This is a genomic window from Mucilaginibacter sp. P1_D10 (assembly GCF_056406215.1).
Genome location: NZ_JBFUAP010000001.1, coordinates 20,944 through 43,098, shown reverse-complemented (window position 1 = coordinate 43,098; position 22,155 = coordinate 20,944). Strand labels below are relative to the sequence as shown.

17 protein-coding genes and 1 tRNA gene are annotated in these 22,155 nt (G+C 44.5%); 5 read left to right on the top strand and 13 right to left on the bottom strand.

All coding sequences use genetic code 11. The features are described 5' to 3' along the window. Nucleotides 1-82: 82 nt before the first annotated feature. Together AC1DYT_RS00190 and AC1DYT_RS00185 are read right to left on the bottom strand one after the other, a co-directional pair. Nucleotides 83-1,027, bottom strand: coding sequence for a ribose-phosphate pyrophosphokinase (locus tag AC1DYT_RS00190; protein ID WP_477467665.1), 945 nt, complete (start codon nucleotides 1,025-1,027; stop codon nucleotides 83-85). 150 nt (nucleotides 1,028-1,177) lie between these two features. Next, nucleotides 1,178-1,248, bottom strand: a tRNA-Gln gene (locus AC1DYT_RS00185). Between the two features lie 214 nt (nucleotides 1,249-1,462). On the opposite strand from AC1DYT_RS00185, the gene AC1DYT_RS00180 reads away from it, so the two are divergent. The 3 genes from AC1DYT_RS00180 to AC1DYT_RS00170 all read left to right on the top strand — a co-directional run bounded on the left by AC1DYT_RS00180 (nucleotide 1,463) and on the right by AC1DYT_RS00170 (nucleotide 6,731). Next, entirely contained in the window at nucleotides 1,463-4,609 is a 3,147-nt protein-coding gene (locus AC1DYT_RS00180) for a glycosyltransferase family 117 protein (RefSeq protein ID WP_477467664.1), read from the top strand. Nucleotides 4,610-4,692: 83 nt separating this feature from the next. Then, nucleotides 4,693-5,295 carry a hypothetical protein gene (locus tag AC1DYT_RS00175; RefSeq protein ID WP_477467663.1) on the top strand — a complete coding sequence of 201 codons (603 nt, stop codon included), beginning with the start codon at nucleotides 4,693-4,695 and terminating at the stop codon, nucleotides 5,293-5,295. A 50-nt stretch (nucleotides 5,296-5,345) separates the two neighbouring features. Further along, a complete protein-coding gene (locus tag AC1DYT_RS00170) occupies nucleotides 5,346-6,731 on the top strand; it encodes a serine hydrolase (RefSeq protein ID WP_477467662.1) in 1,386 nt (461 codons plus the stop codon). A 65-nt stretch (nucleotides 6,732-6,796) separates the two neighbouring features. Here AC1DYT_RS00170 and AC1DYT_RS00165 read toward each other — a convergent pair whose 3' ends face one another. Next, a complete protein-coding gene (locus AC1DYT_RS00165; RefSeq protein WP_477467661.1) occupies nucleotides 6,797-7,042 on the bottom strand; it encodes a hypothetical protein in 246 nt (81 codons plus the stop codon). 149 nt (nucleotides 7,043-7,191) lie between these two features. On the opposite strand from AC1DYT_RS00165, the gene AC1DYT_RS00160 reads away from it, so the two are divergent. After that, nucleotides 7,192-8,277, top strand: a complete 1,086-nt coding sequence (locus tag AC1DYT_RS00160) for a hypothetical protein (protein ID WP_477467660.1) — start codon at nucleotides 7,192-7,194, stop codon at nucleotides 8,275-8,277. Between the two features lie 128 nt (nucleotides 8,278-8,405). Here the strand turns inward: AC1DYT_RS00160 and hpf are convergent, their stop codons facing one another. The 4 genes from hpf to rpsU all read right to left on the bottom strand — a co-directional run bounded on the left by hpf (nucleotide 8,406) and on the right by rpsU (nucleotide 10,837). Beyond that, on the bottom strand, nucleotides 8,406-8,753 hold the full coding sequence (gene hpf / locus AC1DYT_RS00155; RefSeq protein WP_477461340.1) for a ribosome hibernation-promoting factor, HPF/YfiA family: 348 nt from the start codon (nucleotides 8,751-8,753) through the stop codon (nucleotides 8,406-8,408). A 12-nt stretch (nucleotides 8,754-8,765) separates the two neighbouring features. Further along, complete coding sequence (locus tag AC1DYT_RS00150; protein ID WP_477467659.1) at nucleotides 8,766-9,674, bottom strand: tyrosine-type recombinase/integrase; 909 nt, start codon at nucleotides 9,672-9,674, stop codon at nucleotides 8,766-8,768. Nucleotides 9,675-9,769: 95 nt separating this feature from the next. Next, nucleotides 9,770-10,483, bottom strand: coding sequence for a hypothetical protein (locus tag AC1DYT_RS00145; protein WP_477467658.1), 714 nt, complete (start codon nucleotides 10,481-10,483; stop codon nucleotides 9,770-9,772). Nucleotides 10,484-10,645: 162 nt separating this feature from the next. Continuing rightward, entirely contained in the window at nucleotides 10,646-10,837 is a 192-nt protein-coding gene (rpsU, locus tag AC1DYT_RS00140; RefSeq protein ID WP_128531938.1) for a 30S ribosomal protein S21, read from the bottom strand. A gap of 151 nt (nucleotides 10,838-10,988) precedes the next feature. On the opposite strand from rpsU, the gene AC1DYT_RS00135 reads away from it, so the two are divergent. Continuing rightward, nucleotides 10,989-12,305, top strand: a complete 1,317-nt coding sequence (locus tag AC1DYT_RS00135; RefSeq protein WP_477467657.1) for a sensor histidine kinase — start codon at nucleotides 10,989-10,991, stop codon at nucleotides 12,303-12,305. Here the strand turns inward: AC1DYT_RS00135 and AC1DYT_RS00130 are convergent. The 6 genes from AC1DYT_RS00130 to AC1DYT_RS00105 all read right to left on the bottom strand — a co-directional run bounded on the left by AC1DYT_RS00130 (nucleotide 12,295) and on the right by AC1DYT_RS00105 (nucleotide 21,660). After that, complete coding sequence (locus AC1DYT_RS00130; protein WP_477467656.1) at nucleotides 12,295-12,981, bottom strand: carboxypeptidase-like regulatory domain-containing protein; 687 nt, start codon at nucleotides 12,979-12,981, stop codon at nucleotides 12,295-12,297. The two genes, AC1DYT_RS00135 and AC1DYT_RS00130, sit on opposite strands and share 11 nt — an antisense overlap. Nucleotides 12,982-13,083: 102 nt before the next feature. Next, nucleotides 13,084-14,064 (bottom strand): M1 family aminopeptidase, encoded by a 981-nt coding sequence (locus AC1DYT_RS00125; RefSeq protein ID WP_477468086.1) that lies wholly within the window; start codon nucleotides 14,062-14,064, stop codon nucleotides 13,084-13,086. A 1,504-nt stretch (nucleotides 14,065-15,568) separates the two neighbouring features. Next, on the bottom strand, nucleotides 15,569-17,494 hold the full coding sequence (locus AC1DYT_RS00120; RefSeq protein ID WP_477467655.1) for an HsdM family class I SAM-dependent methyltransferase: 1,926 nt from the start codon (nucleotides 17,492-17,494) through the stop codon (nucleotides 15,569-15,571). Continuing rightward, nucleotides 17,419-18,216 carry a hypothetical protein gene (locus AC1DYT_RS00115; protein ID WP_477467654.1) on the bottom strand — a complete coding sequence of 266 codons (798 nt, stop codon included), beginning with the start codon at nucleotides 18,214-18,216 and terminating at the stop codon, nucleotides 17,419-17,421. Before AC1DYT_RS00115 ends, AC1DYT_RS00120 begins: the two co-directional genes overlap by 76 nt. Then, the gene (locus AC1DYT_RS00110) at nucleotides 18,216-19,304 is read right to left on the bottom strand and encodes a hypothetical protein (RefSeq protein ID WP_477467653.1); all 1,089 of its coding nucleotides are present in this window, start codon (nucleotides 19,302-19,304) and stop codon (nucleotides 18,216-18,218) included. Before AC1DYT_RS00110 ends, AC1DYT_RS00115 begins: the two co-directional genes overlap by 1 nt. Next, nucleotides 19,294-21,660, bottom strand: coding sequence for a sensor histidine kinase (locus AC1DYT_RS00105; protein WP_477467652.1), 2,367 nt, complete (start codon nucleotides 21,658-21,660; stop codon nucleotides 19,294-19,296). The genes AC1DYT_RS00110 and AC1DYT_RS00105 overlap by 11 nt, the downstream gene beginning before the upstream one ends. Nucleotides 21,661-22,155: the final 495 nt, after the last annotated feature.

The following is a 22,155-nucleotide window of genomic DNA, read 5'->3' as shown; positions in this document are numbered from 1 at the left end:
CTAACTTCCCCACAAAATTTTTAATCTCTTTATTGTTCAAAGGCTCCGGCTATGAACCATCACCTATAAACTATCAACCACTTTAATCTACCTTAAACAACTGGCTTATCGAGCCGTGTTCATTTACGTTGCTTATCGCTTTCGCAAACAGGTCGGCAGTGGTAAGCACCCTTATTTTAGGGCTGCTGTGTTTCAACGGTATGGTATCGGTCACAATCAGCTCGGTTAATGCCGAAGCTTCTATCGTTTCGTACGCCTTGCCCGATAATACCGGGTGTGTACAAACCGCGCGTACGCTTCGTGCACCGCGTTCCATAATAAGGCCGGCTGCTTTTGCAAGCGTACCTGCAGTATCGCATATATCATCTATCAACACGATGTCCTGATCGGTCACATCACCAATAATGGTCATGCTCTCAATTTCGTTGGCGCGTTTACGGCGTTTATCGCAAATTACCACTTCAGCGTTAAAGAACTTGGCAAAGCTGCGTGCCCTGTAACTGCCGCCCATATCCGGCGAGGCAATAGTCAGTGCTTTTAAGCCAAGGCTTTTAATGTAAGGCACGAATATGATCGATGCATCCAGGTGATCTACAGGTACATCAAAAAATGCCTGTATCTGCGCTGCGTGCAAATCCATCGTCATGATTCGGTTGATGCCCGCTGCTACTAATAAGTTCGCAACCAGTTTTGAGCCGATGGCCACACGTGGCTTATCTTTCCTATCCTGCCGGGCCAAACCGAAGTAAGGGATAACCGCAATGATGTAATGGGCAGATGCACGGCGGGCGGCATCAATCATCATCAACAGTTCCATCAGGTTATCGGTAGGCTGGTGGGTGCTTTGTATCAAAAACACATCGCAACCACGGATACTCTCGTTAAAATGCGGTTGAAACTCGCCATCGCTGAAACGCGAAAGCACTACGTCGCCAAGTTCCTGGCCATAAGATGCAGCAATATGTTTCGACAGATCCAGCGAACCGGAACCTGCAAATAGCTTAACGGTATTAAACTGTAAAGGCATCTTTTGATTTTGGATGTCGGATGTTCGATTTCGGATTTTATTCCTTTATCTATACCCGGTAAACTTAGCAACCTGTATAAAAAACTTCGGATTTCTAATTTCCAATACGGTTAATCCGAAATTGAAAATCCGAAATCCGAACTCTTATTGTTGCCCGACCAGGATTCGAACCTAGACAAACGGTACCAAAAACCGTCGTACTACCATTATACTATCAGGCAATCTCCTGCGTTGCGTTATCCGCCCCGAAAAGGAATGCAAATATAGGACGATTTTTTGGAACTCAAAAGCAAAAGTTAAAAAAGTATTTGAAACGGTTTAACGCACACCTGCCCATACGTTAAAAAGTGTTAATCGGCAGCTTTTTCGCTTGAAAGCATAATTCTTTTACTAATTTCGACTCTTTAAAAACCTGCATACACAGCATAACACGCTATGAACTATAATAAATACAATAACATTTTTGGCTGGGCAACCTTCCTTATCGCATCCATCACCTACATTTTAACGCTCGAGCCCTCTACCAGTTTCTGGGATTGCGGCGAATTCATTGCCTGTATTTACCGCCTGCAGGTGGCCCACCAGCCCGGTGCGCCGCTGTTTACCATGATTGGCAAAGTTTTTTCGCTGCTCTCTCTGGGCGATAGGAACCAGGTAGCCTATTTCACCAATATGTCGTCGGCATTGGCCAGCGGGGCCACTATCCTGTTCCTTTTTTGGACCATTACCGCACTTGCCAAAAAAATGCTGGTAAAAGCCGGCGAAGAGATAAGCAACACCAACCTTATCCTTATTATGGGTTCGGGCACGGTTGGCGCACTAGCCTACGCTTTTTCGGATACGTTCTGGTTCTCCGCAGTAGAATCCGAAGTATATGCGCAATCTTCTCTTTGTACGGCCATCGTTTTCTGGGCCATATTGAAATGGGAGGCCCACGCCGATGAGCCACGGGCAGATAAATGGATTGTTTTCATCGCTTACGTAATGGGCTTATCTATCGGTATCCACTTATTGAACTTGTTGGTTATCCCGGCTATCGCTTTGATTATTTACTTTAAACGTGCTAAAAACGTAAGCACCGCAGGCACCATCTTAACGTTCCTTTTAGGCGTTGTTACCGTAGCGGTTATCCTTTGGGGCGTTATACAGTTTACGGTAAAAGGAGCGGCCTTCTCCGATCTGCTTTTCGTAAACACCCTTGGTATGGGTTTCGGCAGCGGAGCCATCGTGTTTTTCTTGCTCGTAATTATTACCCTGGCAGCAGGTATCTATTATACCATCAAACCGTCAAACGCATTCCTTTTTATATCGGCGGGCGCATTTGTGGTATTGCTTACCATGAGTGCCGGAATATGGGGCTTTATAGGCTCTGCGATTGTGCTGGCTGTTTTGGAATATGCACTGAATGTACGCCAAAAGCTTGCCGCCCTCAACCGGGTTTTGATATGCGCCGTGTTTATCCTGTTCGGCTATAGTTCATTCGTAATGATCATTATCCGCGCTAAGGCCGGCACCAACCTTAACAACAGCGACCCTGAAGATGCCTTCGCGCTGAACAGCTACCTTAACCGCGACCAATACGGCGACACACCATTGTTGTACGGCGAGTTCTTCGATTCGGAAATGGTGAGCCAGAAGCCCGGTGCTATACTTTACCGCCGCGGCGATACCAAGTACGAACAGGCCGGCACCAAGATCGTAACGGAGTACGACCGCAACACCCTGTTCCCGCGTATGTTTAGCCAGAAGCCTAACCACCCACAGTTTTACCGCGAATGGACCCACCTTGACGCGCAGGAACACCCCACCATGGGTACCAACATCAGCTTTTTCCTTAGCTGGCAAGTAAGCCAAATGTACACCCGCTATTTCCTGTGGAACTTCGCTGGCCGCGCAAACGACCTCGATGGGCAAAACAACACGATAGATGGCAGCTGGCTCAGCGGCCTCAACTTCGGCAAGCAATTGCCTGCATCGGTAACCAAAAGCAACGCATACAACCGCCTGTACTTTTTGCCGCTCATCATTGGCCTGCTGGGCATGGTGTACCACTTCAAACGCAACCAGCGCGATGCGGGCGTGGTGGTAGTATTATTCTTCTTTACCGGCCTGGCCATTGTGCTTTATCTTAACCAGGACCCGCTGCAGCCCCGCGAACGTGATTACGCCTATGCAGGCTCCTTTTATGCTTTTGCCATTTGGATAGGCCTGGGCGTGCTAATGATAGCCGAGTTCCTGAGCAAGAAACTCAATGCCAAAACAGGCGCAATTATAGCCAGCGTGGTATGCTTGCTGGCTGCCCCGGTACTGATGGCCAACCAGGAGTGGGACGACCACGACCGCTCTACCAAGCTCACCCCGCACGATATGGCTTACGATTACCTCAACTCCTGCGCGCCCAATGCTATCCTGTTTTGTTTTGCCGATAATGACACCTACCCGCTTTGGTATATACAAGAAGTTGAAGGCGTGCGCCCGGATGTGCGTATCGTAAACCTAAGCCTGCTGGGTACCGACTGGTACATCCGCCAGATGAAACAGAAGATGAACGAATCAGACCCGCTGCCGCTCACCATGAGCAACGATAAATTCAAGATGGGCGTGCGCGACGTAATTTATTACGACGACGCTAAACTACCTGGAGCATCCGAACTGAAAGAAGTATTCGATTTCATCACCTCTGATAACCAAAGCAACCAGGTACAATTCAACGATGGGCAATGGGGCAACTACCTGCCAACCAAAAACCTTAAGCTAACCGTAAATGCCGATGAAGCCATTAAAAACGGCGTGGTGCCTGCGGCTCTTAAAGACCGTATCCCCGCTCAGCTCGATTTTACCTACCCGGGTAAATACGTAACAAAAGATAACCTGGCCATTATGGATATACTGGCGCACAACAACTGGAAACGCCCGATATACTTTACCGTAACCGCCGGCAACGAGAACATGCTTGGCCTGGATAAATACATGTACAACGAGGGCTTTGCTTACCGCCTGTTGCCGCTTAAACCCGATAGCACCGTTTCGCCGTTGGAGGCTACCAACACGCTGGTAATGTACAACAACGTGGTAAACAAATTCAGGTACGGCCAACTCAAGACCGCCAAAAACCTCGACAATACCTCAACCACTTTGTTTTACCCGGTAATAACGCGCATGTTCGTAAGCCTTACGGATGCACTGGTAAAAGAAGGCCATGTAGACCTGGCAAAAAACACCTTGAAGAAATTCCAGGATAATTTGCCCGATGATATGTCTTCGCCTGAAATCGCCATACGCAAGTATTACCTGGCGCAAAGTGCTTACGCAGTTGGAGATGCAACCCTGGGCAATAAGCTGACACAATTGGTTTACGATTACGTGGTAGATCAATTGGCTTACAATTATATCGTGTACCAAAAAGATGCAAACGATGTAGACGTGCACGCCGTACAGCTTTCGTTATCCTTGCTCAACAGCATAAAAAGCTTAGCCACCGGCGTAAACCAGCCAGGCTGGGCCAAAAAAGCGGAAGCACAGCTAAATGATTATGGCGGCAAATTCTCGGCCTTGATGCCACAAGGGCAAGGGCAGCAATAACCAGCCGCCTTTCTATATAAAAAACAAAAACGCCCCGCCAACCGCGGGGCGTTTTTGCAATAGGATAACAAAATCACCAATTTATGACCAGCGTTTTTAACACTCTTGTTTTTAAACTTTCTGTTATAAGTTCATTGCTATTGTTCTTCTCAATAATGTTTGGTGAATATTTATGGACCCAATTATGGATGCTATTTGGGCTTATCGAATTCGCGTTAATTTTATTGTTTGCCTACGTACTTATTTGGAGTATTATCTATTGGGCAACACACCGCAAAGCTGATAGACTTACTTACGCCCCGTTTCTCATAAATGTCATATTTCTGATAATGGTAATTGCTTTGCCATTGAATTTTATACGCAACCTGGTAAAATTCAGTCTGCATCGAGGTGATTTTGAAGCGGCATCTCAAATTGCTTTTACAACAAAGGCAGACACGCTTCAAAGGGTAAAGCTACCTGCCGATTATCATTACCTATCCATTAACGATGGGGTTGTCCGCATAGCGCATAATAAGACGGTATCGGTAGTCATCTTCTATACATTCCTTGGCGTGCCTGATGGACAAGGTGGTCTTGTTAAGGTGTCTGGTGGGAAATTCGACACTGCTGAAAATGGAATTTTTGATGAAGTGTATGAAGTTAGATCTTTGGGAGACAATTGGTATTATGTGAAGGGCAATTAAACACGTAACAATAAGTTAAGAGCGGGGTCTAAATTCTACATCCATCCCCTATGAAAAAATACGCTGCATCGTCCCTCCTATTCACTTTAGTGCTGATAACAGGCACCCTATTTGGCCAAAATAAGGCGGTCACCATCGATACCATGATACAACGCAGCAACCGTATGGGCCTCTTCAGCGGCAACATTATGGTGATTGATGGCGGAAAGATCGTGTACCAAAATGCAATCGGTTTTACCGACGCAGCTAAAACCAAAGCCCTTACCAGGGAGTACCGCTTCCATATCGGTTCAATCGCCAAGGAATTCAACGCCGTAGCCATTATGATGCTGCAAGAGCAGGGCAAGCTTAACATCAATGATAAGCTATCGAAATTCTTGCCGCAGCTGCCTGCCTGGGCCGACTCCATCAGCATACAAAACCTACTGCAATACACCAGCGGCCTGCCCGATGTAAAATGGAAAACCGTACTAAGCGATGCCGGCAACATGGCAGATATCATGAAGATTACCCATCTGGATTTTTCGCCCGGCACCCAGTATAACTATAATAACAACAACGTGTTTATGCAGCGCCGCATCATCGAAAAGGTAACAGGCATGCCCTTCAATAAATTCGTAGAGGAGAAATTACTGAAGCCCGCCGGCATGGCAACCGCCGTTATAGACCCTGACTTAAACACCCCTTTGATGGCACACTCCTACACCAACGATGGCAAGCAAGGCTCGTTCTTTTACCCTATTACCGGCTGGGTGGCCGTAACACTGGATGATTTCTACAAATGGGAACAGGCCTTAGAAAGCTTCAAACTCATCAGCCCGGCATCTACGCGCGTACTTGTTACGCCCTTTGCGCCGGATAAGCAATGCGGCCTGGGCGGCGGCACTATGCAGGGCGATAAGCTGGTGTTCCACAAGCACGATGGCGCAAGCGTTTATTACCAGGCCCTCATCGTAGGCAACCAGCCCAAAGGCCGCACGGTGATACTGATGACCAATAACAAGCAAGAGAATATCTTCGATATAGACAACGCAATAGAGGATATACTCGATGGCAAGCGCTATAGCCAGCCCAAACGTTCTATACTGGCCGATTACCGCAAACAGCTGGATACGCTAAGCGGCGCGCAGGTACTGGCTTTGTATCAGGATCTCAAAGCCAAACACCCCACCGAATACGCTTTCGACAATGAAAGCACGCTAAACGAGATTGGCTACTCGCTGATGGGTGCTAAAAACATTGATGCAGCCATCGTGGTATTAGAATACAACACCACCCTGTTCCCTACATCAGGCAATGCATTCGATAGCCTGGGCGAAGCCTATTACAACAAAGGCGATAAAACCAAAGCGCTATTGAACTACAATCGCTCCCTGCAGTTGGACCCAACTAATGAAACGGCGAAGAAAGTGATAAAGGAGTTGGAGGGGAAGTAACTTATATCGAACATGTCTACGACTGGCCTGCATAGGACGACATGGCGGAACTTGCAACGGGACAGCTAAAATTGGGAACTATCTTTAGCGTCTTTTCTCGAATGGCCATATAGCATATTATCGAAATCCTCGGCTTGATAATTTTTCTCAGCAACTGTTTTATCAAGATGCTTTTGCATTTTCTCGTTGTTAAATTCCAATAATAAATGCCGCAACTCTTCCAAGTCTTGCTCGTCGCATTGTGCGTTGACTATTTGCAAAACCATCAATTGTGCATCGGTTAAGATTGACGATTGAATACTTTTTCTCATGTGAATTTATATGAGACATCAATATAGTGATTTTTTAATTATGATACTCCCCACTTTACTCGCGCTGACTTGAGAGCGAGATTAATAACAGCAAAATACTCAAACCCTTGTATTGCAACGATAAGTATTTTGGATAATTTTATACCCGTATGTTAAATATTGAAAGAGTAAAAGACATAGGTAAGAAAAAAGGTTACCTTATTGTTAACGGGGTGCCTGATGAGTATTCATTCTATGGCGACTTTTCTCATAAAAGTGCTCACTTTTATGATCCGCAAGTAATTGACGATATTAATAGCCATTCTCTTTTCGAGGTCGCGGACCATTTCGATGAGATAGATTACACATACGACTTAAGCTTTTGGGCTTACTCCGCTAACATCACGATTTATCTTAACCCTTATGAATGGCAGAAGTATAGAGCTTTACAAATTGAATTAAGGGTAGAAACTGATTTATGGGCGGCAGGATGGAGTTTAAAAGAATTTTCCGATACCTTGCGTGAGGTCGTATCTAAGCCAGATTTCAAAAATGTAACTCATTTCCAAAGCGATGATGATTTTGTTTCAAACGGTTTTGGCTTAGAATTCACTAATCTCGATTTCAATGATAAGCTTGATAATGTAATTGACTCGATGCTCAATATAGCAGCGGATGCTGTCGCCAGAGCCAACAGCCAGTTAGAACTTAACGCAGGAAAAGAATCGCTAATAACATTTTTCGACTTCCCCGAAAACATTAAGGTTCCATGCCGGCAATATCTAATGTATTTTGCACAATTTTTGAAAGATTTAGGCATTGAAGCCGAAACGGAAATTAAAGATTATAATAATTCAACTCTTTTCAAAGTAATTCCTAATGATAAAGCCCAGGCTTTAGAAAGAATTAAAGAGGCATTGGATTCGTATATTAGTTGCCCTGGAATAAAAGAATTACAATTCCAAGAAATGCATAATGGTGATATTGCATTTATACAACTGCAAGCCAATATCATGCATCTTAAATCGCAATTAATGTTTTTGAATACAGCTCTTAAAATGAAAGATGCTACAATCGAGACTTTGGAAATATCAAACTATCAATTAAAAAATATTGTTGCAAAATTAGAAGCAAACATCAATCAGGAAGAAGAAGTGATACCAGGCATAGTATCCTTAAAAAAATATGAAGGTGACGGTTTTTCAGTGAACTTGCCTGAAATCTTGAAACGATTGAAACGAACTTTCAAGAGATAAGCCGGATTTACAAAGGCTGGAAGAGTCGTCCTATTCATGGCAAATCGGTCCATCCTCGACACAAAAAAAACCGGCAAACTTCACAGCCTGCCGGTTCCCGGGGGATTAGTACCCTTGTTTTATGATGTCTAAAAATCGTCTTCGGCCGGTAACAGCACTGCTTTTTTTGCAGCTTCGGCGGCTATGGATTTTTTGGTTTTATGTTTCTCGATCTGCAGTCGCAGGCTTTCAACTACTGCATCTGTTGCTTCTTCAAAAGTTTTACACTTTTCTTTAGCAAAGATCTGGTTGCCCGGCAGCAGCAGTTTTATCTCCGTTATCTTGTTTGCTTCGTCTTTTACATTCTCCAGTTTTAAGTAAACCTCGCCACTAATAATGTGGTCATAAAATGTTTCCAGCTTGTCAACCTTTTTTTGGATGAAACTCAGCAGTTTCTGGTCTGCTGTAAAGTGAATAGATTGCACTGTAATTTTCATTTTTCCTCCTTTTTAACCCTTTGGATGGGCTTGTTTGTAAATAGACTTTAAACGTTCAACTGAATTGTGGGTATAAATTTGGGTAGCGCTCAGGCTGGCGTGCCCCAAAAGTTCTTTAATGGCGTTAAGGTCGGCACCATTATTAAGTAAGGTAGTTGCAAAGGTGTGCCGCAGCACGTGGGGGCTCTTTTTATTTTGGGTTGATATGTTGCCAAGGTGTTTATTCACTATCAGGTAAATTAACTTAGGGTATGCTGCTGTTCCTTTAGTTGTAACGATAAAAGTTAAGGAATTGTTATGAAAATTTTCAATTCGTTTTGCCTCCTGGTATTGCTTCAGCAGTATCAGCAGTTCGTTATTGAGGGGTATTATCCTCTGTTTGTTGCGTTTACCTAAAACCTTGATGGTGTTTTCGTAGAAATTTATATCTGTATCCTGCAGACCCAATAATTCGGCCAGGCGCATGCCGGTGCCGAACAGCAGCTCGATAACCGTTTTATCGCGGATACCTTCAAAATCGTTGGCAAAAATAGGCACGCCAGGCTTATCCAGCTTGCCATCCAGCATATCGGTAAGCTTAGCGCCTTCTACCACGGTGGGCAAATTCTTTGGCGTTTTGGCGGGGCCGAGGCGCGATGCGGGGTTGGTTTGGATATCCCCCTCCTGCAATAAAAATTTGAAGTACTTGCGCAGGGTGGCCAGCTTGCGGTTAAGGCTGCGGGGCGCGAGCGTTTCATCGCTCACCATCCAGCTGCGGATATCGTGATGGGTAATTTCTGAGGGGTGGCTAATGGCTAATGGCTGGCCTTCGGGGTTCAAAAAAAGCATGAACTGCTCCAGATCCGACCGGTAGGCGGCTACAGTATGCGGCGAGTACCGTTTTTCGTATTGGATATACTGTATGAACTTGCCTAAAAACATAAAAACTATTTATACACACCGGAAAGGTAATGTACAAATAGTTTTTTTATGTTGACAAGAAAAAGTTTAAATTATTAATTGGCGGTGACGAGCAACTATTGGCCGAACATTTCCTTTTCAACCCTTAAGTAATTTTCACTTACCCGCTTTGCCATGGACGTATAATTCTGTAAAAAAGTCTTAAGTTTCCCTTTAGGCCGAAATGATAAAATCATCCCTGTGGGCACGTTTCCATGAAATATTTTCAGAGAAGGGCTGCTGTTAAAATATTTAAGGAGCTTTTCGCAAAGTTGAATTTTACCTGCACTATTAGCGATGCTTATTTTATAAGTCCCATGGTTCCATTTACTAAACCTTACGTATGCCCCGGCTAAAAATGCCATCTTTTGTTCATCTGTAACCAACATGCTATCGATGAGAACGCCATAGAATATTGTTTCGTTCCCGGGATATGAGGAAGCCCCCGAAGGTTTAAAAAGGTACCATCTATTAAGCCTTTCGGCAATGGGCTCTGAAATTATTTGAAATGAGATTAGCTTATGCGCTGCATTAGTATCTCGTTTGATCTCGTAATCAGATACTTTGTAGTCCTTTAACAGCAACGAATCGATAATATGAACTATGACATCTTCACCAGGGTCATAATTATCAACCACGTTTTTAAAACCGGCATCGCCCCTTCTGCCCATGTAATCATTAAGTGTGCCTAATATAAACGCCTCCCGTTGCGCCTTATTAAGCTCCTGCGCCCCTGCTGTCGACGATACTATCATCAGCAAGGCAATCATAAGAAAGATGCGGTTATTCATGTGGCAGTTTAGGTATCCATGCAGCTGGGGTGGCTTTGGATCGGTTACTTAAAAAAATTCCCTAAAAGCATAAAAACTATTTATACACCCCAATAATTGAAATGTACAAATAGTTTTTTTATGTTGACAAGAAAAAGTTTAAAATTCTTTCCGCAGAAAAAATTAAACAGTTTCTATATTCATATTCTGCTTGTAGATGGCATGCTTAATTTCGTGCCTGCGTGTGATAGATTTCTTCTCGAATGCCTGACGGCTGCGAAGTTCTCTTAATACACCTGTTTTCTCGAATTTCTTCTTGAAGCGTTTCAATGCTTTATCCAATGATTCGCCGTCTTTTACGTTGATAATGATCATAATCCCAAATACCTCCTTTCAGGGACGACAAAGGTAGGAAATAATTTAAATTCTGAAACACAATATTTTAATATTTATTTAAGCGTTGCAACCTGCGTTTTTATCCGGATTGTTATTATAAATTTGGGCAACTATTGATCCCTAAATCAACATGTCCCCTGCTACTGTAAACCGTTTAAAAGGATATCGCGCGCTTGTTATTGGAGACCCGCAAAAGCTTTCGCTGGAGAGCCGGATCTTCAATACCTTTTCTTTCTTCGTACTGCTTATACTGCTGTTCGAGGTGTTTTTCAATATCGTCATCCACATGTACGTATCAGCTGCACTGGCTTTGGGGGTGCTGGGGGTACAGAGCGTTTTATACTACATTGTTCGTTTTAAAAACAAGTTACAACTTGCAGTAATACTCTCGGCTATTGAAATTAATGCGATAAAGGGGTTCGGATACTATTATAATGATGGTATAACCGGTGCCACCCTGCTGCTTTTTGCTGCATCATTATTTGTACTGATGTCGGTATCGCACAAAAAACTATGGCCCTTTCTATTGGCTTTTAATGCGTTGGTGGTGGTATCAATTATCATATCTGAATATCTGAACCCCGGTATCATCCAAAAACATTACGAAACACGTGGCGAGCAATTTGCCGATAACATTGTATCGTACCTGGTTACCATCATATTATTATATGTAGGCACTGCGGCTATCCGCCAAAGCTACACCCGCCAAAAAAACCTTACCGACGAAAAAGCCCTTGCCCTCGAACTGCTGAACGCCGAGAAAGTGAAGCTGTTCTCTATCATCGCACATGACCTGCGCACGCCGCTGGCATCGGTACAGCAATATTTTACCGTAATGGCCGAAGTGGGCATAGATGCCGAAGAGCGGGCCGAGATGGAGAAGAGCCTGATGGAAACCATTGGCAAAACGCAGGACCTGCTTACCAACCTGCTTAAATGGGCCAAGAACCAGATGCATGGCGAAACCGCCCACCTGCAGGCCGTACAACTAAGCACCTATCTGGAAGAAACCACCGAGCTTTTCCAGACCATAGCCGTAAAGAAGGACATTACCCTCAGCACCATTGCCGACCAAACCATCACCGTACGCGCCGACCCGGATATGCTGCAGATTGTAATACGCAACCTGCTCAATAATGCCGTAAAGTTTACCCGCCCCGGCGGCCGCATTATCATGAAAGCCATTGCCGATGGCGCCAACTGCGTTATCTCCATAAGCGATACCGGCGTAGGAATACCGCACAAAAGGCAGGCGGATATCTTCTCGCTCAATAACTCATCAACCAACGGCACCGGCAACGAAAGCGGCACCGGCCTGGGGCTTGTACTTTGTAAAGATTATACCGAACTGCAGGGCGGCCGCATATGGTTCAACAGCGTGGAGAAAGAGGGCACCACCTTTTATATATCGCTGCCGCTGGTGCAGCTACGGCTGTTTACGGAGTAGTAAGCGGCGGCAGGCTACGCTTATCGGCCGGCAGGGCCTGGAATTTTTTGTAGCTATCGTTTATATACGCCACTAACGATTCGGCATTGTTGCTACGCAAAAAAGCGTAAGTGGGGCGGTACAGCGTAATGAAATTCTCCAGGTCCTGACCCTTCAATGGCACGATGCTGCCCACGTAAGCTTTACTGAAAACCTCGTCCACATGCCGCTCCTGCGCCTCGCGCTGAAAGTATTTTTTCAGCCGACGGGCATCCTTCCCTTCCTTGCTGAACCAGGTGGATGGCGAAAAAGCGTACACCTTGCTCTTGGTGTAAACCTCCGGGTATTCTTTATGCGGATCGAAGGCCAACCGGGTAGAGCGGATATTCACCTGCCCCAAAGCAATAGCCACGGAAACCATCGCCACCCTTTTAGGTCGCATATCAATTACGTACAAAGTATCTGGCGTGTAGCCTGGCGAAGTAAATATAAGGGTATGCCCCGTAGCGGTTTTGATGCTAAAATCACCGTTCTTATCCGTAAGGGTTATCTGCTTGTTGTTATTATCGCGGATGAATACATTATTGAGCCTGGTGTTGCTGCCGTTCTCTACAACCGTCCCTTTTAAAAGGTCCTGTGCCTGGGCAAAGGCGACTGCGGTTAGGGTGAGGATGATTAGTGAGAATATCTTTTTCATAGCGGCGGGTATATATAGTTTAACTTGCTTAAGCTGGCAAAGGTTTGCTCAATGTAGCATTTAGGCAAATAAAAAACCCGGCTTGCGGCCGGGTTTGATTGTTTATTGCTTTCTCCAGACATTGTTGTCCGGGTTGAAATCGGGCAGTTGCTTGTCAGGGTCGTACGTTACCGATTCTATCTCTTCGGTAGATGGGTACTTCACCACAAAGCTGTTGTTGCGTTCCCATATCTCTACCGGCAGTTTCAAACGGCTTACTTTGCCGCTTACGGTCTTGATATCCAGTATCACCGGCATGGCCAGTTTTTCCATATTGGTGAGGGTGATGTAAGCGCCTTTCGCAGGGTCGCTGCCAATGTATTTCACATCGGTAACGGCAACATCCAAACGCCAGTTGTTTACAAACCAGCCCCTCCAGAACCATTGCAGGCTTTCGCCGCTTGCGTTCTCCATGGTACGGAAGAAATCATCTGGCGTTGGGTGCTTAAATGCCCAGCGCGCCACATAGGTGCGGAAAGCGAAATCGAAACGCTCGGGACCCAGTATCTGCTCGCGCAGCAGGGTAAGGCCTATGCCCGGCTTAAAGTAAAGCAGGGTGCCGGTGTTGCCTTCCTTCAAATTATCGGGGTTGCTCAAAATGGGCTCCAGGCTTGTGTTGGTAAGGGCATTGCCTGTGCGCTGCATATCAGTCGGGCGTTTTGGCCCGTACTCGCCTTTGTTGAAATCGGCGGTGCTGAGGGTATTGATAAAGGTATTGAAGCCCTCGTCCATCCAGCCGTACAAGCGTTCGTTAGAACCAACGATCATCGGGAACCAGGTATGGCCGAACTCATGGTCGTTAACGCCCCATAGCGAGCTCCTTTTGGCGCGGTACCCGCAGAACACAATGCCCGGGTACTCCATGCCGCCCACGTTGCCCGCAACAGCGGTAGCCGCAGGGTAAGGGTACTCAAACCATTTTTGCGAATTGAATTCGACAGATTTCTTTACGTACTCGGTGCTGCGGCCCCAGGCATCGTTGCCGTTGCTCTCAACCGGGTAGGCCGATATGGCGATAGACTTCTTGCCGCTTGGCAAATCCATCTTGGCTGCATCTACGATAAACGCGGCCGACGATGCCCATGATACGTCGCGGGCGTTCTTGATCTTGAATTTCCAGGTCAGTTCTTTTTTGCCGGCAGGGCGCGATGCGGCATTGGTAACCTCATCTGCCGAGCGGATTATTACGGTCGTTTCACTCTTCTCGGCATCCGCCCAGCGTTTTAATTGCTCGGATGTGTAAACCTCCGCAGGGTTCTGCAACTCGCCCGATGCCACCACAATGTGGTTGGCCGGCGCGGTAATAGCCAGGTCGAAATCGCCGTACTCCAGGTAAAATTCGCTGGGGCCGGTGTATGGCAGGGCGTTCCAGCCCATTATATCGTCGTACACGTACATGCGGGGGTACCATTGCGCAATGGTGTAAATTTTGCCGTTTTTGGTGTTGAGGATACCCGTACGGTCGCTGCCATACTCGGGCGCGATGTACGAATACTCGATATTCAGCTTCACGATGCCGCCGTTTGGCTTAACCGACTCGGGCAGAAAGATCTGCATGCGGGTATCGTTGATGAGGTATTTTACATCAACCCCGCCAATTTTTACCGATTTTATCTTGTAGCCGCCATCGGGCATATCGCCCCTGCCGCCGTTGCGGCTGCCGCTTGGCGGGATGATAGCCGTACCGCGCGAATCTGACTTGAACAGATTCTGATCCAGCTGCATCCACAAAAAGCCCAGGCTTTGCGGGCTGTTGTTGGTATAAGTAAGGGCCTCGGTGCCGGCAATCTCGTTGGTTTGATCGTTAAGGTGGGCCGTTAATTGGTAATCGGCACGGTTTTGCCAGTATTTAGGGCCGGGCTGCCCATCGGCGGCGCGGTATTCGCTGCCATTTTTAGTGTAGAAAAGCGGCGCAAAAGCATCGTGGTAATTGTAGTTTGATGCTGCGGGACTGGCAGGCGTTTGCTGTGCCTGCGCGGCACTGCCAACAGCCATCATGGCCAGCGCGCAGCCGGCTAACAGGTTTAATCTCATAATAATAAAATCAGTAATTGTATTTAATGTGCAAGTATAATAAAATATGGATTAGTGATTAAGCAATTAAGGGCTTGTAATGTTTTAGTTACGAAAGTGGTGAAGGGGGGGGAGATAGTTTTTGTTTTTGACGGTTGGAGGGCTGTATTGATTTACTGAATCATAGCCCCCATCGTCCTTGCGAGCGATAGCGCGGCAATCATCGGTTGGAAGAGGCATCATGCAAATTACCGCCAACACAATCAGCCATGCGATAATGCGGGAGCGAAACCATTTTTTTGTTGGAGTAAACTACCAACTGCAAACCGGAAACTGCCAACTGGATAATGGCGTTGCCTGCGGCCCGTGCTATCCACTCATACGCGCACAAGGCCTTAGGCGCGGGCCGGTATCCGCTGCTATCACTAACGCGAGGGGAGGTTAAAGCGCGGGGACGGTGCTTGCTTAGCCACGTTGCATGCTTGCGTGAGTGTAGTGGAAGTAATACAATGATAAAGCGGAGCAAGGGGGGGGGTCAAATCATTTGTAAGTGATTGAGTTCATATAACTCTTCTAAAAATTCATTGACATCATCAAGTTCCAAAAGAACTGCCCTTTGTTCTGCACTTAGTTGAAAAACTCCGAAATTTTTTAAATAATTACGACTCATAGATATATATCCCGATGAATAATCCTTTGTAGTGCTACTAATATATTTGAAAAAGAGGTCAGATTCCATAATTTTTTTGATAACCCTCAAATCTTCCAAATTATTGGAAACGATTGCCATTCCGTTATAAAATAACAAATCCATTTCTTCACATAAAACGAAGTTCGGACGGTCACATATGTGAGGAAAAAATAGTTTATAGGCATGGATATCCATGGACTGCCGGCGACCGTACGCGTACCAAGCTTCATAGTCTCCGGTGCTTTTATCTCTACCAGATAAAATTTGGCGCTTAGTATTTAAATAACGGTAGGCTTGGGGGAAAGTCGCGCGCATGGTATCTTCGGGTATGATAACAGTCCTGTCATCATATGGAAAAATAATTTTTTCACGTAGGCGATCAATATCGTCGATGACCTTCAATTTGTTAGCGTTGATGATATCGCGACATATTTCAACCTCAATTGGAAACCGCTGCCCGTTGTCTTCTAGATAATAAAAATGGTCGTCTTCAAAAACAGGTTTAAATTTATAGACATCGTTTTTTAATGTGGCAATACCATTTTTGGTATTATAAAGGTCCTTGAACGGAATACCTGTATTTTCGATAGAATTGATAAAATTGACAGCCTGTATCTCATTTACTAAGTTCCATCCATCATGGTGATTTAAGTCTACGTAGTTAAAGCGTAGAAGATTGGCCAAGTTGACATCTTCCAACTCATTGCTTGACAAACGCAAATAGTCAATACCACCATTGCCGTGGCTTAAAAAACAAATACAGGTATAAGTGTTCCGGTCATGGAAAACCTGCTCGCCGCCAAAGTTTAACAAGATAAGATTGATATCGTTTGTGGCAAAATACTCTCTTAAGGCTCGTCCGTTGATGCTTTTAATGAAAGTATTAACAGTAATGTAACCTAAAATACCTGTTTCGTTTAAATTCTCAAGGCCAATTTGAAAAAAGGGGATATACAAATCAGGATGACCAGTACGCGCTACCGCGAAATCTCGTAATAATCGTAGTGTTTCAATATCCATGTTTCTCGACGCCACGTAAGGCGGATTGCCAACAATCAAATCGAACCCGCCATGTTGATTGATTGCTAGTACTTCCTGACGCCAATTGAATACCAGTGAATCTCCTATAAAAAAATTAAACCCGAAATCTTCCTGATCCTCATTGTTTAGAATAGCTAACAAGGACAACAGCAATTTGGCGCGATCAACACTATACTTTGTGATATCTATTCCGAAAATATTCTCACTAAAAATCTTATGAAAGGGCTTATTAGTGAGAGACTTAATTTTTTCAACCGCGGTTAACAGAAAGCCACCACACCCGCATGAAATATCAGCAATCTTAATTTGATCTAACGTGGCCCCGAAACGCGTCATACACTGATTGACAATGTATTCGCGAATATACTTTGGCGTATAAATGGCACCATTGACAATTTTATCCGAAGGTGAAATCACAAACTCAAACAGTTCGATAAGCCCTTCAAAATCAAGACTACCAGCAGGCAAAAGCGCTATAAAAGTCTCTAAAATGGCTTCATCTTCACTGCCTTCGATGATTAAATGCCGCCGTATTTCTCTGTTTAATACGTTTTCAATACCATTAACCCGTATGTAGCCACTGATAATAATACTATTGACTTTAAAAGTGTCGCTTGAATAGTTGCGCAAAAAGTTGAAGATACCTGCGTGCATTAGCTGACTGTTAATAATTGCGGCCATATTGACACCGGGTTCCAGTTGACACTTTGTTGGGCAAATGGCTTCCAATGAGAGGCACTGCTATGTGCATAAGGCTTCCAGAAATAAGCCTGATAGTCGCGCACTAAGTTTACGTATTCACCGTCCCGGCGCAATTCCCGCCAAGTGGCGGAAAAGAAATTTGATAAAACAAAGTCAACACCTAATACGACATCCATGGGGTAGTGCACAACACGCGGAGAATCTAAAATCAGTGCATTACCAAAATCACGATATTTCTTTTCAAGTTTCCGACCACCGAATTGAAGATGATAAATTGGGTGGCAGTCTTCAGGATCATTGTCACCTTCCTTGAAAAGATGACGGTCTAAGTGATACGAAGTTATCAATTCTGTGCTTTTTCTTGTGTCCCTATGCGTATAATTACCGGTTACCAAAATATTGAATTCCAAGTGCTTGTAAGGGTCACATATATTCAAAAAGTCTTTGTAGTCTGCAATCATTCGCACGCTCAACGATAAACACAAATTCGTGGCATTTTCGGGGTGAGTATGTCTCGGCAGTTGGGTAAAATAAAAATTGATATCACCGGTATCATAACCCCACCAATCATAATTAACAAGATCGTCTTTTTCTATCTTAGGAACATAGTCGAAATTTCTGAGCTGCTTGACGGCATCAAATATCTTACTTGCGTCACAAATACCCGATTTATTGAGTACCCTGGCGAATTGATCTAGTTCACTAGCCCTTTCTAGTCGAAAAGCTTTCATTTTTTGAGTCACTGCCATTATTGGACGGATTTAAGAATGTTTTCAAAACGTTCCCGTTCCACAGGATTTATTTTCAACCCAGAATCTCTTTTAATTCTTTCGAGGGCAGCTTCAACAGACATATACTTGGTGTCTTGCCACGGCAACGGTTCTGGCTCACTAATGCGCAGGCCTTCCCGCGAATCGAGAGGCTGATCATACCCTTGACAAATTGTCCAGTAGCGGTAGCTAGCCGCTTTAGGTAATGGCTCGGCTACATTCAATTCGTAGGCAAATTTTTCATTTAGTTTTTCGATTCTATCTCGTGCATCAAGCCCAGCGAGTGATTGTGGAGAAACATTAGTCTCCCACCAGTTATTTAATTTATGCATCCACCACCTATCCCAACCAGAAGAAAATACACCAGAATATTTGATGTCTTGTAATTGTTCATTGACAAAATCCAGCCATTTTTTAGATCGCTTAATATCTACTCCCAGCCTTGCAGCTAAATAAAGCTCATTAATGAGCGGGCCTGGCTTGCGAATCAGTTCATCAAGTATATGCTTTGAATAACTGTAAATCACCGTACTTTCACCACTTATTAATTTATAAGAAAAAATTCGTTTGTCAAGTTCTTCAAGATTTTCGAGACCTAACATTTTAGATATATTCGGTTTATTCCTCGCAATAGTAAAGTAGGCCTCAACGATAGCGTGGATTTTGATTTGTAGTTGCTTATCGGTAATCTTTTCCTTGGTAAATAATATATCGAATAGTTGCTTGCTAGGAGTATCGCCGCTAAAAGCTGCGTTCATTTTCTGTTGTGTGGTGAACAAAATTAAAGGCATTTCGTGTTGCCATCCGCCTTCGCTTGCTTTTGTCCTTAACTGTTGCGCTAATGATGTCGCAGAATAATAGGCTTTTCTGTCTCCCGAAAGATTTTCGTCTAACTTTAGATCCAAAATCAACCCTTGATATTTAGTTCCATAAGCTTCTAACTCTTTCAGTTGATCTTCAAAGGAAGTTGGTCTAGCGGGTGTTACGTTAATGAGCCCCGACGTATTAAACCCATCAACAATGCTGTCTTTCGGGTCGTCATCGATATAGAGTAAATTATAAATCATACTGTGTAATTTCATCTTCTGAGGCAATCGGAACTTCAACACGAAATGTTGTTTTGAATCCGCCTTCAGATGCTGTCAAATAAATGTCCCCTCCATAGCTTAAGACAATGTCGCTAATAATCTTTAACCCGAGACCCGTTCCTGCCATTTCTTCGTGAGCGGTACCGGCGTGTCCAACCTGGCTAGAAGTGGTAAAGAATGCTTTAAATATCTTGTCTTCATTTTCTGGAGGTACTCCATCCCCGTTGTCGCTGAACTCAAGGTAAACGGTCTCTTCCGTTTTGCCTGCTTTTATTTTGATACACCCCTCCACTTTTGCCCGCTTGATTGCTTTTTTACTGTTACTATAAAGATTAAAGAGTATTGACGCCCATTCCGATGGATGCATTTTGCAAGTGAATAAGCCATAGTCTACAAAATTAGAAGTGACCTCAAATGAACTACGTTCTGTATCCGGCACAATCACGTTAATAAATCGATTAACCACATCGCGCAATTCAATAATAGTTAATTCGCGTTGGACGTTTTGAGAAATAGTTTCGTCAAAGTAGGAAGCATACGTATTAAACGAATTAAAGGAACTCTTCAATCTCAAGGCTCTTTTTTGTAATTCAGAGCCTTTGAGCGTATTATCAATCAAATATTCCGAGTCGACATCGAACGCTGGCAAATACTGCTTGATTTCGTGGGTGAACTCGCCGATAGTTAAACCTAACCCTGCCAGCACTCGTAACATGCCAATCTCTTCCAAACTTTCCGCAGCTGCACGTAACTTTTCGGCAAATTCGCGGAACCTTCGTGATCGATCATCCGATGAGCCTTTCTTCCCCTCATCCTGTTCGGTCGAATTTTGAGCTGGCTCTGCATCAACATTATTCTCATTGGGATTTTGTCCGCTGTTCTCATTCTCGATTTCATCTGCCAAACCTTCAAGTTCACTCGCAAGATCGCTTACCTCTTCCGCTGCTGTCTTTTCTTCTTTTACGTAATTTTTTTGGCCAGTGGTCTGTTTTTTCTTCCTGAAATCTGCAATGCGTAACACTGAGCCTAATATTGACCGGTAAACAAAATCCACCAATTCGTCATACGCGCTATCTTTAAACAAACCTTCTCGGCTTGATAGCTCATTAAATGTTATGTTGTTCGGATCAGTAATCTCAACAAAACCAAAAAAATTGTTGTTACCGTGTGATGGAAGTATGACCCGTCTTCTAACAGATTCATCTAAGCCTAACCAATCATTTTGAGGCTCACCATAGGGAAGTACACGGAAGCCATTCCTATACAGCCGAAAGCCACCTGCGTCTTTTGCTTTTTGTTGAATATATCCGCTGACCATTTTGGGAATCATCCCAATATTATAGATAAAATAGTAAGCTTTAAATTCTATATCCTTTAAATGTTTAAATGGCTCTCCCTCCTTTTTAGTATCGCCGCTAATGTCGCTATGATCAAATAAGCCAAGTTTAACACTATCGATATCCCATGAACCATAGCCACTCGCGTTAACCTTCCCAGATATTTCCGCCAACGCGTGACCGAAGATCATGGTGTCATTGTCTGCTACTTCATCCAAACCACCGTTGATTGACACCCAGCATCTGATTTGAAAACCAGGATCCGTAACCGCGCCATCAACGAGGTTCTCCTCTTGTTTTGTATCATTTGTCTTCGACAATGGGAACGGCTGGATTACATCCAAGGAGTATTTATATACTCGCCTAATTGCAGCATCCGTCCATGTTTCCCGAAGATTGGTTATTGTAAGTGTAGTTCCTTTCTCACGCTGTTTCGGGACTTCTACGATTGAGTTTGAAATAACAATAAGATTCTGATCGATACTAAAGAGTGACCAGTCAATCTCAATCTTTAAGGCAACAGGATTCTCTTTCGTCTGGGTTACAATAGTTAATTTCTCTCCCAATCTTTGCGTAGCAAACCTACCTATGCCTTTTTTGCCGGCTCGGGTTCTTCCGTAAAATGGAGAAAAAGGGTTATGAAATTTGTCGGAAGAGGAGATTTTCATGAAGCCGTTCACCAACTGTTCTTTGGTCATTCCATGCCCGTCATCCTCCAAAGTTAAAATCCCCTTGTCTAAGTTAGCATCGTAGAAAATGATTTCAACATAGGTCGCATCCGCGTCATAGGCATTTTTAACCAATTCAGAAACAGCAGTTTCGTGACGCGCAACTAATTCGCGCCCCAAGCGGTCAATTACACCGGCATCGACAGAAAACCGTACGTGTTTATTGTCGAACGCTGCAAGCTGGGTGGATAGTTCAAGAATCTGGCTATAATTTTCCGGTTCCTTTGCTAGCACAAAAGATAGTTGTTCTCGTATTTCCTGTTCGTTCATGTTAACCTATTCAAAACCGGACAAATAACTTCCAGCGGACGGATATTTTCTAGATGTTAAAGATATGTAATAAATTTTACCCTTTCACAATAGCCAATTGGCCCTACGCCTGCTATCCATATATTACCCGCAATTCCAGGCGTCCTCTCCCCGCCTTAGGGATTGGCGCGGATACCGGCCTTCGCGCGTAAGGCCTGCAGGCGTATGAGCAGAAAGCCCGGCCCGCAGGGAAGGCCATCATTGGTATGTTGTAAATGGGGAGCGGTGAGTGATTACATTGGGGCTAAACCTCGCTCCCGCCAGCGTTATGCCGATTTATATCGGTACCCCACACGGCAGGTAAACGGCATGCAAAGCGGCTAAGCAAGGTGGTGCCTTTTATGATGGGGTGTTGAAACAATAATCAACATGACGGTTTTTTATTTAATAAACCCCACGTTATGCCGAATTAATTTCGGCACCCCACACGACAGGTAAACGGCATGCAAAGCGGCT